The sequence below is a fragment of the Dyadobacter frigoris genome (assembly GCF_005280585.1).
In the GTDB taxonomy this organism is placed as follows: Bacteria; Bacteroidota; Bacteroidia; order Cytophagales; family Spirosomataceae; genus Dyadobacter; species Dyadobacter frigoris.
This window is the reverse complement of sequence record NZ_SZVO01000002.1, coordinates 38095-54100: the sequence shown is the minus strand read 5'-3', so window position 1 is coordinate 54100 and position 16006 is coordinate 38095. Positions and strand designations below refer to the sequence as shown.

The 16006-nt window shown below is 39.6% G+C and carries 12 protein-coding genes; 4 read left to right on the top strand and 8 right to left on the bottom strand.

Annotation, left to right across the window (positions count from 1 at the left end; all coding sequences use genetic code 11):
- Window positions 1-106: 106 nt before the first annotated feature.
- The 5 genes from FDK13_RS04025 to FDK13_RS04005 form a co-directional block, all read right to left on the bottom strand.
- Window positions 107-2482, bottom strand: a complete 2376-nt coding sequence (locus tag FDK13_RS04025; RefSeq protein WP_137338708.1) for a TonB-dependent receptor — start codon at window positions 2480-2482, stop codon at window positions 107-109.
- Window positions 2483-2782: 300 nt separating this feature from the next.
- On the bottom strand, window positions 2783-3187 hold the full coding sequence (locus tag FDK13_RS04020) for a c-type cytochrome (protein ID WP_137338707.1): 405 nt from the start codon (window positions 3185-3187) through the stop codon (window positions 2783-2785).
- Between the two features lie 19 nt (window positions 3188-3206).
- Window positions 3207-4385 carry a PQQ-dependent sugar dehydrogenase gene (locus tag FDK13_RS04015; RefSeq protein ID WP_137338706.1) on the bottom strand — a complete coding sequence of 393 codons (1179 nt, stop codon included), beginning with the start codon at window positions 4383-4385 and terminating at the stop codon, window positions 3207-3209.
- A 53-nt stretch (window positions 4386-4438) separates the two neighbouring features.
- Entirely contained in the window at window positions 4439-5434 is a 996-nt protein-coding gene (locus FDK13_RS04010; protein ID WP_137338705.1) for an aldo/keto reductase, read from the bottom strand.
- Window positions 5435-5588: 154 nt separating this feature from the next.
- Window positions 5589-7877, bottom strand: a complete 2289-nt coding sequence (locus tag FDK13_RS04005; RefSeq protein ID WP_137338704.1) for a GH92 family glycosyl hydrolase — start codon at window positions 7875-7877, stop codon at window positions 5589-5591.
- Window positions 7878-8240: 363 nt separating this feature from the next.
- Here FDK13_RS04005 and hslU point away from each other — a divergent pair, with 363 nt between their 5' ends.
- Window positions 8241-9641, top strand: a complete 1401-nt coding sequence (hslU, locus tag FDK13_RS04000) for an ATP-dependent protease ATPase subunit HslU (protein WP_137338703.1) — start codon at window positions 8241-8243, stop codon at window positions 9639-9641.
- Between the two features lie 73 nt (window positions 9642-9714).
- Here the strand turns inward: hslU and FDK13_RS03995 are convergent, their stop codons facing one another.
- The 3 genes from FDK13_RS03995 to fmt all read right to left on the bottom strand — a co-directional run bounded on the left by FDK13_RS03995 (window position 9715) and on the right by fmt (window position 13683).
- On the bottom strand, window positions 9715-10821 hold the full coding sequence (locus tag FDK13_RS03995; protein WP_137338702.1) for an alpha/beta hydrolase: 1107 nt from the start codon (window positions 10819-10821) through the stop codon (window positions 9715-9717).
- Window positions 10822-11040: 219 nt separating this feature from the next.
- Entirely contained in the window at window positions 11041-11556 is a 516-nt protein-coding gene (locus FDK13_RS03990) for a dihydrofolate reductase (RefSeq protein WP_137338701.1), read from the bottom strand.
- A gap of 1206 nt (window positions 11557-12762) precedes the next feature.
- Window positions 12763-13683 (bottom strand): methionyl-tRNA formyltransferase, encoded by a 921-nt coding sequence (gene fmt, locus FDK13_RS03985; protein WP_229215894.1) that lies wholly within the window; start codon window positions 13681-13683, stop codon window positions 12763-12765.
- Window positions 13684-13919: 236 nt separating this feature from the next.
- Here fmt and greA point away from each other — a divergent pair, with 236 nt between their 5' ends.
- From greA to FDK13_RS03970, 3 genes are all read left to right on the top strand, one after another.
- Window positions 13920-14405, top strand: a complete 486-nt coding sequence (greA, locus tag FDK13_RS03980; RefSeq protein ID WP_137338700.1) for a transcription elongation factor GreA — start codon at window positions 13920-13922, stop codon at window positions 14403-14405.
- A 131-nt stretch (window positions 14406-14536) separates the two neighbouring features.
- Complete coding sequence (locus FDK13_RS03975; protein WP_137338699.1) at window positions 14537-14860, top strand: hypothetical protein; 324 nt, start codon at window positions 14537-14539, stop codon at window positions 14858-14860.
- Between the two features lie 55 nt (window positions 14861-14915).
- Window positions 14916-15986 (top strand): M42 family metallopeptidase, encoded by a 1071-nt coding sequence (locus tag FDK13_RS03970; protein ID WP_137338698.1) that lies wholly within the window; start codon window positions 14916-14918, stop codon window positions 15984-15986.
- The last annotated feature ends 20 nt before the right edge of the window (window positions 15987-16006 follow it).

The window sequence follows — 16006 nt, the reverse complement described above, 5'->3', positions numbered from 1 at the left end:
AGTAGTTAATCTTTACTGTTTAAAATGAGTTGGGTTATTGAATTAAGAAATCTTAATTTTCATTTGTTCCCAAACGGGAACAAATGAAAACGACGGCTAATAAAAATTAAAACTTGTAAGAAATACTTAATCTGTAATTTCTCGGCGCTTCTGCCTGCCAGTAGTAGGCGTTCAGATACGTGTAATATCCGCCACTGTACAAATTTTTATCCAACACATTGAAGACGTTTAGGGTGAGTCTTATTTTGTCTTTTTCCCAGAAAACACCGCCATCAAGTTTGAAGTAGTCAGGCAGGTTCGTGCTGGTATTTGTTGTGCTCCAATTAGACATCGCTCTGTCCACCAGATAAGTGAAACCGCCGGAAAAACCTGTTCCTTTAAATGCTCCTTTCTGGATTTTGTAGCTTAGCCAGCTGTTTACAGTATGTTTTGCAAATCCCGGAATGACATCACCTTTGGCAATATCTGTAACGCCTTCGGTCACTTTTGTTACTTTTGAATCCGTATAGGCATAATTTGCCACAAGATTTAATCCCGGAAGGATTGTACCTCTTAAATCAAATTCAATACCCTGTGCTCTTTTTTGTCCTAACACAACACTTAAACCTGAGTTTGGCTGACTGTTCGGATCGGAGGTTAATTCGTTATTTTTCATGATCCGATAGAAAGAAACCGTTGTATTCCAGTTTCCGTCAGCCCAATCTTTTTTGATACCGAATTCTGTATTATTTCCAGTTATCGGTTTTACACTACCGCTTGCCAAACGGCCCGATTGCGGTAAAAAAGCCTGATCGTACAGTGCATAAATTGACGTTTGCTTATCAATAGAAGCACTCAGACCGATACGTGGTGAAAAATGTTTTGCAGTTTCTGCTTCACCGCCCCAAGCCGACATGCTGACATAAGTATAGCGGCCAGCCAGGGTTAGTCTGATTTTGTTATCCAAAAAGGAAAGCTCATCCTGTGCATAAATTCCGGTATATTTCTGACTGATGTTACCACCGGCAATCACAGCTCGTGCTTCCAGACTGGTTGTTCTGTCAAAAGAAGGATATCCGTTCACCGGAGTTCCATAATAAGGTGAAGCAGGATTGAATTCTGCACCTAAGGTATCCAAGTCATGACTTTGTCCCCAATCCGCCATGTAATCTTTGTTTCCAATATCAATTCCGCCCAGAATTCTGTGTTTGACAGCACCTGTCGTTACGTTTCCGTTTACAAAAGCCTGAGCAAGTGTCATTTCACTTTTTGCATCCCAGATGCCAACGGAACGGATCATCGTTCCATCCGGATTTACAGTGGAAGGCCACATGCTTGAACCGCGTTGTGCATAGTTAAAATAAGCAGCCTGAAACGTTAATTTCCAGTCAGCATTTAGTTGATGCTGTAAATTCAAAAACAGACTTTGATCCTTGATTTTAGTCGGTTCAAGTCCCGGAGGCATGGTTGTAAAATCGCGTGGTAAAGTTGCGTATCCTTTTGGAGAGAAAATATAGTAAGATCCAACATCCGACATTTTTGCATACTGCATGGTATACTCAGCCGTCAACTTTGTTTTTTCGTCAATCTGGTAAGAGATAACCGGTGCGACGCTGTAACGATCGTTGTATTCATAAGGACGGAATGAAGCTTTATTTTGTCCTGCCAAATTAAGGCGATACAGGAATTTTCCGTCTTTGCTTAATTTGCCATCCAAATCCAATGTAGCCCGGTACAAACCATAACTTCCCATTGTAAAACCGGCTTCTCCTTTCGTTTGTCTGGTAGGTTTTTTGGTAACTACATTATACAAACCACTTGGATCGCCATTGGCAAGCATAAAACCTGCCGGTCCTTTTACAAATTCGATATGATCAACAAAACTCATATCTTCTGTAAGTGGTCCCCAATAAGAACTTACAACATTGAATCCATTTCTAAATGCCTGAATCTGAGATCCGCGCATGGTAATGTTGGCATATAAATCGCCCCAGTGTTCCAATCTTGCGGCACCGCTGACGTTGCGGATCAGGCCGTCACTCATGCTGATTACCTGTTGATCAGACAAGGCTTTGGAAGTGACAACCTGAATATTCTGAGGCGTTTCCTGAATCGGTGTCATCAAACGGAGACTTGAAGAAACTTCATTGGTTTTATATTGGCTGGCGTCTTTTATGACAACTTCCTGTAACTCATTAGCCGTTTCTTTTAGATTAAAATTAACCGTAGTCGTTTGTCCGTCAACGACTTCCACTTGTTGTTCCAAAGTTTCCAGTCCGACATAACTTGCCAAAACTGTATATGTTCCCGGCTTAACTTTCTGAATCAGGAAATTTCCATCTTCCCCGGAAACTGCGCCAAGTCTGTGCCCTTTCATACCGACAGAAACATGTTGGGCAGGTTTTCCATCTGATGAGGTAATCTGCCCTTTGATACTTCCTGTTTGCGCAAAGGAGCAAACCGACAGAATCATAAAATACATAAATAAATAGATTTTTTTCATTTTTATCGTGGTTAAATAATCTTTCTGGTTGAGTATTAATGTTTTGAATATAGCAATCGATATTTAGACTAAATGTAATTAATGACAAAAGTATAGTGAGATTGTATCTCATGCAAGTAATTATTTAGAATGTTTAAAAATAATTAGTTAAAATTGAGAATTTCAAGGTGTGTCAGCCTACACAATTTCCTTATTATCAGGAGGGAGGAAGAATCTGGAAATTGTTAAAAAAACGACAAAACTTAAACAAAAAAATCCCGGACAATGGTCCGGGATCCTATCTTAAAATGTTGAAAATTACTATTTCTTAACCGCTTCCACCATTTTATCCGTTACAATTTTTTTCTCAGAAGAATTACCCCAGGAGTTCTGGATATAATTCATCACATCAGCGATTTCTTCGTTATCCAATCCTGGAGATGGCATTTGATTATCAAATTCCAGATCGTTGACCTTAATTTTTCCCTGCAAGCCAAACTTTATTGCGTGAATTGCTTTTTCCGGTGATTGCGTAAGGTAATCAGCTTTTGCCAGCGGGGGAAATGTTTGAGGCACACCTTCACCTCCGCCCATATGACAGGTCATGCAGTTTTCTGCGTAAATTCCTTTTCCTCTGGCGATGCTTTTTTCAAGGTCATCATCCTGCTTCGGGAAAATCGCTGAGCAGAAAATGATTCCGGAAAGAAGTATTACTAATGATTTCATGTGAATAATTGCCTTTATTTTAAGCCCTTGGGCTGATACGAACGATCTTTCCTGAGTTTTCAAGAACAACGTAAATATTTCCATCCGGTCCCTGACGAATATCACGAACGCGGCCAAGTTTTTCAAAGATAATTTCTCTGCTTAGAACTTTATTTCCTTTTACTTTAAGATGTTGCAGATATGCGAATTTCAAAGAGCCAACAAGCAAGTCGCCATTCCAGTCTTTAAACTTTGGGCTTGTTACGAAAGTCATTCCGCAAGGTGCGATGGATGGTTTCCAGTAAATTACCGGTTGTTCCAAACCTGCGCGGGCGGTATCTTTTGAAATGATGCTGTTGTCATAATCAATACCAAAAGTGATCAAGGGCCAGCCATAATTTTTACCTTTTTCGATAATATTCAATTCGTCCCCACCTTGTGGACCGTGCTCATGTTCCCAGATCACGCCGGTTGTTGGGTGGATCGTCATTCCTTGCGGATTACGATGGCCATAAGTCCAGATCTCTGGTCTTGCGCCTTCTGTTTTTACAAATGGATTATCGGTAGGAATTTTTCCGTCTTCATGCAAACGAACCACTTTTCCCTGGTCTTTTCCAAGATTCTGGGAGTTTTCTTTTTGTCCGCGTTCGCCAAGAGAAAGAAAGACGTATCCTTTTTTATCAAAAACAATACGTCCGCCAAAGTGAACATTGGCTTTCACATTCGGGATCGCTTTGAACAATTGCTGAATTTCAACAAGAGCATGGTCTTTCAACTTGGCACGCATCAAACCTGTGTTTGCTCCGCCGTCATCACCTTCTTCACCTTCTTTCTTGGGCGAAGAATAACTGATATAAATCCAGCCGTTTTTTGCATAATCCGGGTGAAGCGCTACGTCAAGCAAACCGCCTTGTCCTTTGTAATAAACTTCCGGAATACCAGAAATCGGTGTCGGATCCAAAACGCCGTTTTTCACCAGACGTAATTTACCAACACGTTCCGTTACCAGCAAATCTCCGTTAGGCAAAAAAGCAGTTGCCCATGGCATTTCCAAACCTTTGGCAAGAGTATCAACTTTCAAATCAGATTCTGATATTCCTGCTTTTTTCTTTTCCGGCAATGCAAAGTTACTGCTCATCAAACCTGCGGAAGCAAGCAATAACATGCTGCCCAGCATAAGCGGTATATTTCTTTTTAATGATAAAAATTTCTTTTTCATAGGTTCAAGATGATAGTTAATGTTCAAAGATAAGGATATGGGATTGAGTTTTATTATTTAACCAATTCCAATTCATTCAGATTGGTTGTTATAAGGCTAATTTCGTCCTCAGATAAACTAATGTCCATTGCTTTTGCATTCTGGATTGCCTGATCAGCATCCCGGGCTCCCACCAAGGCGATAGTGATTCCAGGCTGTTCAACCGTCCAGCGAATAACAAGCTGTCCCAAAGTCACCTGTTTTTCATCAGCCAGCGGTTTTATTTTTGCTAGAAATGCATTGACACGCTTCAGGTTTTCGTCCTTGTAAAAATAAATTTCGGCGCGGTGATCATCAGCTCCAAATGTATAGCCTGGTTTCATTTTTCCAGTTAGCAATCCTCTTTCAAGCGGACTGTAAGCCAGGATTGATTTGTTGTTTTCAATGCAATAAGGAACGGTTTTGTGTTCAATTTCGCGTTTTACCATGCTGTAAGGAACCTGATTAGAAACCAGATCAATATAGCTGGCGGCTTCTTTCATCAATTCAGCATCATAATTACAAACACCCGCATAGCGGACTTTTCCCTGTTCAATAAGCACGGAAACTGCTTCCATTGTTTCCTGAATAGGAGTCGTTTTGTCATGCCAGTGAATTTGATATAGATCTATATAATCGGTGCCGAGGCGCTTCAGGCTGTCTTCACACTCTTTTATGATACTATCCTTTGCGGCGTATTTATAAATGTCAATATCCTTTCCGTTATTGTCTTTGCTGTGCATAGCTAAATCTCCCTTAGCCAGATCCCAGCGCATGCCATACTTTGTCAGGATTTGTACTTTATCTCTTGGGATATCTTTTATCGCCTCGCCTACAATTTCTTCGCTAAGTCCCTGTCCGTAAACCGGCGCTGTATCAATGGATGTTACGCCTGCGTCAAAAGAAGATTGGATGGCTTTTACTGCTTCGCTTCGTTCGGTTCCGCCCCACATCCACCCACCGGCAGCCCAGGCGCCGAATGTTACTACTGAAATGTCAAGATCCGAGTTTCCGAGTTTTCTGTACTTCATAAAAGTAATAGGTTTAGTCAAAGTTTTGCCAGTCATCTTAACTGACTGATTTATGCTATAAACAAATATTCCACTCTTTGGAGTTAAACCAAAAAGTGGAATAATATGCAAATATAGCAATTGTAAAAAAGTAACTAAACAGAAGCAACGCTCACTATTTTGTTAGTGAGAATGGAGCAGTTTCTGGTTTGATACCCCAGGCTTTTGAAGGCGCGTTGGTCATATTAAATTGAAGTGTTCCGCCGTTTTGGATGTCCTTATGTTCAAGATATGTATTGGCGTAAGGTTTTCCGTTCATGGTCGCACCGTCTACATACATATTGGCATCACTTGTTTTTGGCGATTCGATTGTGAATTTCTTACCATCTTCCAGAGTGATCGTTGCTTTTTTGAAAAGTGGCGAACCGATCACATACTGCGTTGTTCCAGGTGTTACAGGATAAAATCCTAATGATGAGAACACGTACCAGGCCGAAGTCTGTCCGTTATCTTCATCTCCGCAATATCCGTCCGGGGTTGCCTGATACAATTTTTTCATAACCTGACGTAACCAGAATTGCGTTTTTGAAGGTGCACCGGCATAGTTATACAAATAAATCATATGCTGGATCGGCTGGTTTCCATGGGCATAATTTCCCATGTTCATGATCTGCATTTCACGGATTTCGTGGATTGGGAAACCGTAATAGCTGTCATCAAAAATTGGAGGCATCGTAAATACAGAATCCAGTTTCTGAACAAAAGCTTCGCGTCCGCCCATTAAACCTACCAAACCTTTCACATCCTGAAATACCGACCAGGTATAATGGATGCTGTTTCCTTCGGTAAATGCATCACCCCATTTGAAAGGATTGAATGGCGTCTGGAATTTACCATCCTGGTTTTTTCCGCGCATCCATTTTGTTGAAGGATCGAAAATATTACGATAATTCTGGCTTCTTTTAAGATATAGATCAATTTCCTTCTGTGGTTTTTTCAATTCTTTTGCCAATTGGGAAATACAAAAATCAGCATATGAATATTCCAGAGTACGGGCTGCGTTTTCATTGATTTTAACATCGTAAGGAACATAACCCAGTTCATTATAATATTCATGTCCAAAACGTCCAACGGAACTTACCGGGCCGGCATTTTCTGTATTTTTAATAATCGCTGAATATAGTTTTTCGATATCATATCCACGTATTCCTTTCATGTAAGAATCAGTAATCAGCGAAGCCGAGTTGGAACCAATCATACAATCACGGTGACCAGGACTTGCCCATTCAGGCAAAAATCCGCTTTCGTCGTAAGCATTTGCCAAACCTTCCATGATGTGCGCATTCATGGTCGGGTACATCAGCGTGAAGAAAGGAAAAACGGCACGGAAAGTATCCCAGAATCCATTATCTGTAAACATATATCCCGGCCGAACTTCACCATTATAAGGACTGTAATGTACTACCTTTCCCGCTGCGTCAAATTCGTAGAACTTTCTCGGGAAAAGCAGAACTCTGTAAAGGCAAGAGTAAAAAGTACGGATCTGATCAATGTTGTCACCTTCAACTTTAATACGTGAAAGCTCCTGATTCCAGATATTACGGCCTTTTTCCTGCGTTTGGTCAAAAGTATCTTTACCAAGCTCAGTTGTTAAATTTCTTTCCGCCTGTTCGTAGCTAATGAAAGACGAAGCCACTTTCAAGCCAATTTTCTCACCTGTTTTTGTTTCAAAACGGACCACAGCACCTACGTGATTTGCTTTGATTTCAAGCGTATCCTTTGTGATCTTAAATTTGCTCCAAGCGGATGAAAATTTGAAAGCTTTATCAAAAACCAATACAAAATAATTTTTAAAATTGGCAGGAACTCCGCCGCTGTTTTTGGTAGTATAACCGATAATCTTGCGCTCCGATGGAATGATTTTTACATAAGATCCTCTGTCAAAAGCATCAAGCAAAACATAAGAACTATCCGATTTCGGGAATGTGAACCGGAATTGAGCGGCACGTTCTGTTGGTGCTATTTCCGTAGTGACATCATAATCGGCCAGATAAACTTTGTAATAATTTGGTTTGGCAACTTCTGCTTTGTGTGAAAACCAGCTGGCACGTTCGTTTTCGTCAATTTTCAATGCACCGGTAACCGGCATTATCGAAAACTGGCCATAATCGTTGATCCACGGACTTGGCTGGTGTGTTTGTTTGAACCCACGGATTTTTTCGGCATCATACATATAGCTCCATCCATCACCCATTTTGCTGGTTTGCGGCATCCAGAAATTCATCCCCCAGGGCATTGCAATGGCAGGATAAGTGTTGCCGGACGACAAACTGAATTTTGACTGGGTTCCCATCAGCGGATTTACCAGATCAACCAGATTGGTATTTGCCGGTGTGGTCTGGGAAAAAACGAAGGAATGTGTTAACAGGGTAAAAAAAGCGATACAGGAGATAATTTTCTTCATGTCAAGGGAAATCCTTTTGAGTTTATGGTAGCAGTAAAACAAAGATAGTGATCAGGCGCTAAATCCTTTTAGTTTTCCTTATAGATTGAATAAACAGGATTAATTTAATCAGGGCTGCCGTTTTCGGACGGCAATTTACTAAAAAGATTTAGTTGGAAAGAACGTCAGTAATTATTTAACTGTGGTATCATTTTTTTAAATGGTATCAAGGAAAGAATATATTTGCACAGAGAATTTTATAAGCTGGTACGAAAACGTTTATGCCATGCAGTATCCCGACTTTTTTTTACAAGAAATCGGTTTTCTCTTCGTTCAAAGCAAACATTTAGCTTATCTAGTAAAAGTATTTTTATAAATCCCACTATGACTGAACACTTGAACCGCCTTACTCCACGACAAATTGTCTTTGAACTGGATCAGTATATAATCGGACAAAATGACGCAAAACGTAATGTTGCCATTGCTTTGCGGAACAGATGGAGACGCATGAATAGTCCGGAAGATATTCAAAAAGAAATTATACCAAATAATATCCTGATGATCGGGGCGACGGGTGTTGGTAAAACCGAAATAGCACGTCGTTTGGCAAAAATCGCTGACGCACCTTTCGTAAAAGTGGAAGCTTCCAAGTTTACCGAAGTAGGTTATGTAGGACGTGACGTTGAAAGTATGGTTCGTGACCTGGTTGAACAAGCCGTTGGGATGGTCAGGACTCAGAAGAAAGAAGAAGTGAAAATTAAAGCCGAACAGGCTGTTGAAGATATTATTCTGGATGCGCTGATTCCTCCGATTCATGGAAATAATGCTTTAAAACCACGTGCTGAAAATGCAGAATCAAATGGTGCAATTCCCGAAGACGATAATGAACTGAACCAGCGCACCCGTGAGCGTTTCCGTGAAAAAATCCGGAACGGAGAATTGGACAGCCGTAAAATCGAAATTGAAATCCAGCAAAACCAGTCACCAAGTGTTGGAATGATCGGTGGTGCTATGGATGACGTTTCGATGATGAACATTCAGGAAATGATTGGCAATATGGTGCCACGCCGGGGTAAAAAACGCAAGGTTACTGTTGGAGAAGCTAAAAAACTTCTTTTGGATGAAGAAGCAGGAAAACTGATTGATATGGACGAAGTGAAAATAGAAGCCATTCAAAAAGCGGAAAATCTGGGAATTATTTTTATTGATGAAATTGATAAAGTTGCTTCAAGCCGTTCTGGTGGTGGAAGTGGACCGGATGTAAGTCGTGAAGGTGTGCAACGTGATTTGTTACCGATTGTGGAAGGAAGTGCGGTTAATACCAAACATGGGGTAATTAATACGGATCATATTCTTTTTATCGCAGCCGGAGCTTTTCACGTAGCAAAACCATCGGATCTTATTCCTGAACTTCAAGGCCGTTTTCCAATTCGTGTGGAATTGAACAGTTTGACAGAAAGTGATTTTTATCAAATTTTGAAAACGCCGAAAAACGCTTTGACAAAACAGTACGAAGCAATGATGGAAGCGGAAGGTGTGGATTTACAATTTGAAGACGGCGCACTTCGTGAAATGGCGCGTATCGCTTTTGAAGTGAATAGTGAAGTGGAAAATATCGGAGCCCGTCGTTTGCAAACGGTAATGAGTTTGCTTCTGAATGATTTTATGTTTGACATTCCTGATGTGATCGGGCCGGATTCTTCAATTGTTATTACCGCAGAAATGGTTAGCGAAAAACTGTCTCACATGGTAAAAAACAGAGATTTGAGCCAGTTTATATTGTAAAACACTTGAAATGAAAAATGTCCCTAATCGAAGTTTTACTTCTGGTTAGGGACATTTTTTTAATGATAAAATATTATTCTCCTGAATATAACCATTTCAAAGCTTTCGGAAATTCTTCTCCCCAGCAGCTTTCTGAATGTGTTCCTTTTTGATTCAAGGACGTTTTTATTTTGACACGGCTGTAACCAAATCCTTGGTTAACAAGTGTTTCCTGCAATTTTTGAATATTAGGAATCATTTCTGAGCCTTCTTTTCCACCGCCGTACAAATAAATACGAGTCTCGAAAGGTTCGAAAAAGTGAATTGCATCAAAATATATTTTACGTGAAATCCAGAGCGAAGGCGAGAAAATCATCAGTCTGCCGAAAATATTGGGATACATCAGAGCCGCATACATACTTAATAATCCACCCACAGAACTGCCTCCCATACCTGTATTCAGGCGATCGGGTAATGTTCTGTATTGATTGTCAATATGTTTTTTTAATGTTTCTGTAACAAATTTCAGGAACAGATTTCCTAAACCCTTTCCAAGATTCGGATTGTCGTAGGGAGAAAATTCCTGAACACGCTCGTCTCCGCCGTGGTCAATAGCAACGATGATCACATTTGCTTTATCTTCTCCGGCAAGGGTGGCAAGTTTGCGGTCTATCTCCCAGTTTCCATAAGGAGAACCTTCGCCAAAAAGATTTTGTGCGTCCGTCATGTATAACACGGGATAACGACGGTCAGGCTGCTCGTAATAATCATGCGGCAGCAAAACGTGTACACGTCTTTCTCTTTGTAATTGAGGAATTTCAAAAGTTTCGGAAAGAACTTCAATGATCGGTATCAGATCCGGTTTTTTCGTCTTGTCCGTTTGCCATCTTATCACGTAATCCGACACATCCTTTTCATCCTCTCCAATAAAACGGTTGCCATAAGGCTGGCCATAACGATCCAGTTCTACCTGATCCCATCCACCACGCGTATATTTGTATTCCAGAGGGAATTCAAAATCAAGGTCTGTGGGGAATTGAAAAGTATACTGTCCCGAACCAACCTTGGTCATTTGATAATGAGGGAGATCGGGAAGCCACTTGCAAAAATTACCCGTTATAAAAATAGGGCGATCGTCTGTATTCGGTGTTGTTAACGTTATGGTAAGCGTTTCCTTTAATGTATCTATTTCTGTAAGCATTCTTTAAAATAACACTGGGTCAATATAAGTGTCAAATTTACAAGATTTTTGTAACGAATAGTAACTGAATGAATAGATTAGCGAATTTTTTCTATCTGACTACTTTGATTTAGGAATATCAAAAGAAAACATGCCAGGAATACACAAATTTTTCACGAATGTTTTAAGCCAATTCGTGAACATTTGTGTATCCGTGGCATGAAATGTTTTTTGTGGATTTTATTTAACAGTACTGTCAAATTGTGTTTTTCTTCTAAAATCGACAAAATAAAATGAAAATTCATGCTTTTCATCATTGGAATGGTGCTCTCTTTCAACTTCTTCCCACAAGTCGGGATTTTCTATTTTGAAAAATGTATCACCTTCGGTTTTAGTATCTACTTCTGTTATATATAATTTGTTGGAAATTTTCTGAACCTGATTGTAGATATCTCCACCACCTATTACAAAGGCTTCATCTGTCCCTGTTTTTTTTGCTTCTTCAATAGCGTCGTCCAAGGAATGGACGACAATTGTACCTTCGAAAGAAAAGTTTTTGTCACGGGTTATGACAATGGATTGTCTGCCCGGAAGTGGTTTTCCAATAGATTCAAAAGTTTTTCGTCCCATGATCATGGGATGGCCAAGAGTAAGTTTTTTGAATCGTTTAAGATCGTCCGGTAAACGCCAGATTAATTGGTTGTTGAGTCCTATAACGCCGTTTTCGGAAACAGCAACAATGATGGAAAGAAGCATTTATTATGGGTAATGTTTTATTTGAATGAAATAAACGTGAGGTTGAAGTAGTTTAAATTTGATTATTAAGGTGCTTTGCACCTTGTTAATGGGAATTTGGTGATTTTGGTTTCTACAAATATTACGGTGCTCTGCACCTTGTTAATGGGAATTTGGCAAATTTGGTTTCTACAAATATTACGGTGCTTTGCACCTTGTTAATGGGAATTTGGCGAATTTGGTTTCTACAAATATTACGGTGCTTTGCACCTTGTTAATGGGAATTTGGTGAATTTGGTTTCTACAAATATTACGGTGCTTTGCACCTTGTTAATGGGAATTTGGCAAATTTGGTTTCTACAAATATTACGGTGCTCTGCACCTTGTTAATGGGAATTTGGTGATTTTGGTTTCTACAAATATTACGGTGCTCTGCACCTTGTTAATGGGAATTTGGTGATTTTGGTTTCTACAAATATTACGGTGCTCTGCACCTTGTTAATGGGAATTTGGCAAATTTGGTTTCTACAAATATTACGGTGCTTTGCACCTTGTTAATGGGAATTTGGCAAATTTGGTTTCTACAAATATTACGGTGCTTTGCACCTTGTTAATGGGAATTTGGCAAATTTGGTTTCTACAAATATTACGGTGCTTTGCACCTTGTTAATGGGAATTTGGTGATTTTGGTTTCTACAAATATTACGGTGCTCTGCACCTTGTTAATGGGAATTTGGCAAATTTGGTTTCTACAAATATTACGGTGCTTTGCACCTTGTTAATGGGAATTTGGCAAATTTGGTTTCTACAAATATTACGGTGCTTTGCACCTTGTTAATGGGAATTTGGTGATTTTGGTTTCTACAAATATTACGGTGCTTTGCACCCTGTTAATGGGAATTTGACAAATTTGGTTTCTACAAATATTACGGTGCTTTGCACCTTGTTAATGGGAATTTGGTGATTTTGGTTTCTACAAATATTACGGTGCTCTGCACCTTCTTAATCGGAATTTGGTGATTTTGGTTTCTACAAATATTGCGGTGCGCTGCACCTTGGATTTCGGAATTTGGCAAATTTGCTTGCTATAAATATTTCTGTGCTTTGTACCGGCGATGAATAGGTGCAGAGCACCAAAATATTTGTAGAATAGGTAATAACTCGCGATTTGCTAAGGTGCAGCGCACCGCAATACTAAATTCCAACCAAACAATTTTAATCAAATTATTACAATTTCGCCCCTCTCAAAAAATCCCCAACTTCCATTTTCTTTTTCCCTTCCAATTGCAAAACCTCAATCACCAGCCAAACATCGCCAGCCCGAAAATGTAAAAATGTTTTATGATCCGTTTTAAATTCTCCCGGGTTTCCTTCACTTGTATCTTCGGTAATACTTGTTTTAAATATTTTGCACGAAAGACCATTCAAAGTCGTCCATGCAGCCGGATACGGAGAAAGTCCTCTGACGAAATTATGGATTTTTTCAGCCGGTAACGTCCAGTCAATTTCACATGTTTCCCGGAAGATTTTCGGGGCCATTTTTATTTCTTTCGACTCATCCTGCGGTTCCTGCGGATAGTTTCCTTCTTCAATGGCCTGAACTGTTTTTACAACCAGTTTCCCGCCTATGTGCATTAGCCTTTCATAAACAGAACCTGCGTCGTCATCAGGAGTAATCGGATCTCTTTCCTGAAAAATAATTTTCCCGGTATCAATTTCTTTTTCAATAAAAAAAGTAGTGACTCCCGATTCCGTTTCACCATTAATTACAGCCCAGTTAATAGGCGCTGCACCGCGATATTGCGGTAATAAAGAGCCATGTAAATTGAATGTTCCGTATTTTGGCATACTCCATACAATTTCAGGAAGCATTCTAAATGCAACGACTACTTGCAAATCTGCATTTAATGACTTTAATTGAGCAATAAACTCGGGATTTTTGAGTTTTTCTGGTTGAAGAACTTGGATTCCCTGTTCTTCTGCATATATTTTGACAGGGGATGACATCTGTTTTTGTCCACGTCCGGCAGGTTTATCTGGCACGGTAATTACAGCAATTACATTAGAATTGCTCTCTACCAGACTTCTTAAACTTTGGACAGCAAATTCTGGCGTCCCCATAAAAATAATTCTTAATTTATCAGGCATGGATTGTATCTGCTTTTAACAATTTGGTTTGTTACCATTTACAAATATTGCTATTTTTGTCGTTGATATTAAAAAACAATGGAAAAGATAAAAAGATATTGCTGTCGAAAAGCTAAGGTTTTCTAGTCCTCTACTACGGGTTAAAACAAACTCTTGTAGGACGGTCTTTGAGCCGTTCTTTTTTTTTACCCAAACCACCAATTAAAAATTTAAGAATATTTAAACATAATTAAGTCATGGCTAAAATTTCATACTATACCGAAGAAGGATTAAATAAGCTGAAGAATGAGTTGAATGATATGAAAACCAAAGGCCGTACCGCTATCGCTGCACAAATTGCAGAGGCGCGGGACAAAGGTGATTTGAGTGAAAATGCAGAATATGATGCGGCGAAAGATGCACAGGGAATGCATGAAATGAAAATTGCCAAGCTGGAAGAGATCATGTCAAATGCTCGTGTGATCGATGAATCATCGATTGATACTTCACAGGTGGCCGTTCTTTCCAAGGTGAAAATCAAAAACCGTAAAAACGGCATGGAAGTAACTTATACGCTTGTTTCCGAAGAAGAAGCTGATTTGAAAACCGGAAAAATTTCGGTTGGTTCACCCATCGGGAAAGGTCTATTGGGTAAAAAAGTGGGCGAAACAACGGAGATAAAAGTACCCGCCGGAATGATGGAATTCGAAGTTTTGGATATCAGCCGGTTTAGTGAGTCCTGATTTTTGGATAAACAGATTTTATTTTATTTCTAAATAAAACCGACAAAAAGAATGTTGAATTGCTGGATGTTTATTCATTCACTAATTCAACATTTTTTATTTAACATTGGAATAAGATTAAGAAAGCCAATATGAAATTCAAAGGTTATTTGCTTACATTTTCATTCCTTTGGGTTGAAGGTATGGCTATTTTTCCTTTTATTTTTTCGAGGTCAAAAGCGCCCGGAAAAGTACTTTTGTTCCATGAAACCATTCATTTGAAGCAACAGCTTGAAATGGGTTTGGTGCCTTTTTACATTTGGTATTTTCTGGAATATCTGATCCGGCTTATTCAATACAAAAATCATTATCTGGCTTATTTTAATATTTCTTTTGAGCGCGAAGCTTATGCAAATGAGCGCGAATTTGAATATCTTGTGAACCGGAAATTCTGGGCATTTTTAAAGTATTTGTGACAAAGAAAAGTAACCCCGGAAATAAAGAGTGATTACACATTTCAATTAAATTAGTATGACTGAAGAAAGTAAATCGTTTTTATACAAATACCTGAACAATGCTTCTCCAACGGGTTTTGAAGCATCCGGACAGCAGATCTGGCTGGATTATATCAAGCCTTATATTGAAGAACAAATTATTGATGTTTACGGAACGGCTGTTGGTGTGATTGGAGGCGGACAAGATTACAAAGTTGTTATTGAGGCGCATTCCGATGAAATTTCCTGGTTCGTAAATTACATTTCGGATGACGGATATATTCACGTTCGCCGCAATGGCGGGTCGGATGCTGCTATTGCGCCTTCGATGCGTGTTAATTTACATACTGCCAAAGGAATTGTAAAAGGAGTTTTTGGCTGGCCCGCAATTCATGTGCGTGATACCGCCAAAGATCAGGTACCAAAAGTGCATGAGCTCTTTATAGACGTGGGCGCAGCAAAAAAAGAAGAAGTGCTGGAAATGGGAATTCATGTGGGAACGGTAGCAACTTTTGTTGACGGTCTGGATGAATTGAATGAAAAATTCTACATCGGTCGTGCACTGGACAACCGTATGGGTGGTTTCATGATTGCGGAAGTAGCGCGGATGCTGCATGAAAACAATGTCAATCTGCCTTTTACGCTTTACATCGTCAATGCAGTTCAGGAAGAAATCGGTTTGCGCGGAGCAGAAATGATTTCCCGCAGATTGAAACCGGATCTTGCGATTTGTACAGACGTGACGCACGATACCCAGTCGCCGATGTATAACAAAAAAGAACAAGGTGATTTGAAATGTGGAAACGGACCGGTTATTTGTTACGGACCAGCCGTTCAAAATAATGTGCGCGATCTGTTAATCAATATCGCTGAGGAAAAAAGTATTCCATATCAGCGCCAGGCGGTAAGCCGCTCAACGGGAACAGATACGGATGCATTTGCTTATTCAACAGAAGGAATCGCATCCGCATTGATTTCTCTTCCATTGAAATACATGCATACAACGGTTGAAATGGTACATAAGGACGATGTTCAGAATGTAATTCAACTGATGTACGATGTGCTTCTTTCTTTGAAAGGAAATGAGGATTTCAGGTACATAAAATAATATTGAGCTGAACGAAGTCG

Bases quoted from the DNA above. Each gene is read 5' to 3' on its own strand.
- FDK13_RS04025 (WP_137338708.1), bottom strand. From the start codon at position 2,482: ATGAAAAAAATCTATTTATTTATGTATTTTATGATTCTGTCGGTTTGC.
- FDK13_RS04020 (WP_137338707.1), bottom strand. From the start codon at position 3,187: ATGAAATCATTAGTAATACTTCTTTCCGGAATCATTTTCTGCTCAGCG.
- FDK13_RS04015 (WP_137338706.1), bottom strand. From the start codon at position 4,385: ATGAAAAAGAAATTTTTATCATTAAAAAGAAATATACCGCTTATGCTG.
- FDK13_RS04010 (WP_137338705.1), bottom strand. From the start codon at position 5,434: ATGAAGTACAGAAAACTCGGAAACTCGGATCTTGACATTTCAGTAGTA.
- FDK13_RS04005 (WP_137338704.1), bottom strand. From the start codon at position 7,877: ATGAAGAAAATTATCTCCTGTATCGCTTTTTTTACCCTGTTAACACAT.
- hslU (WP_137338703.1), top strand. From the start codon at position 8,241: ATGACTGAACACTTGAACCGCCTTACTCCACGACAAATTGTCTTTGAA.
- FDK13_RS03995 (WP_137338702.1), bottom strand. From the start codon at position 10,821: ATGCTTACAGAAATAGATACATTAAAGGAAACGCTTACCATAACGTTA.
- FDK13_RS03990 (WP_137338701.1), bottom strand. From the start codon at position 11,556: ATGCTTCTTTCCATCATTGTTGCTGTTTCCGAAAACGGCGTTATAGGA.
- fmt (WP_229215894.1), bottom strand. From the start codon at position 13,683: ATGCCTGATAAATTAAGAATTATTTTTATGGGGACGCCAGAATTTGCT.
- greA (WP_137338700.1), top strand. From the start codon at position 13,920: ATGGCTAAAATTTCATACTATACCGAAGAAGGATTAAATAAGCTGAAG.
- FDK13_RS03975 (WP_137338699.1), top strand. From the start codon at position 14,537: ATGAAATTCAAAGGTTATTTGCTTACATTTTCATTCCTTTGGGTTGAA.
- FDK13_RS03970 (WP_137338698.1), top strand. From the start codon at position 14,916: ATGACTGAAGAAAGTAAATCGTTTTTATACAAATACCTGAACAATGCT.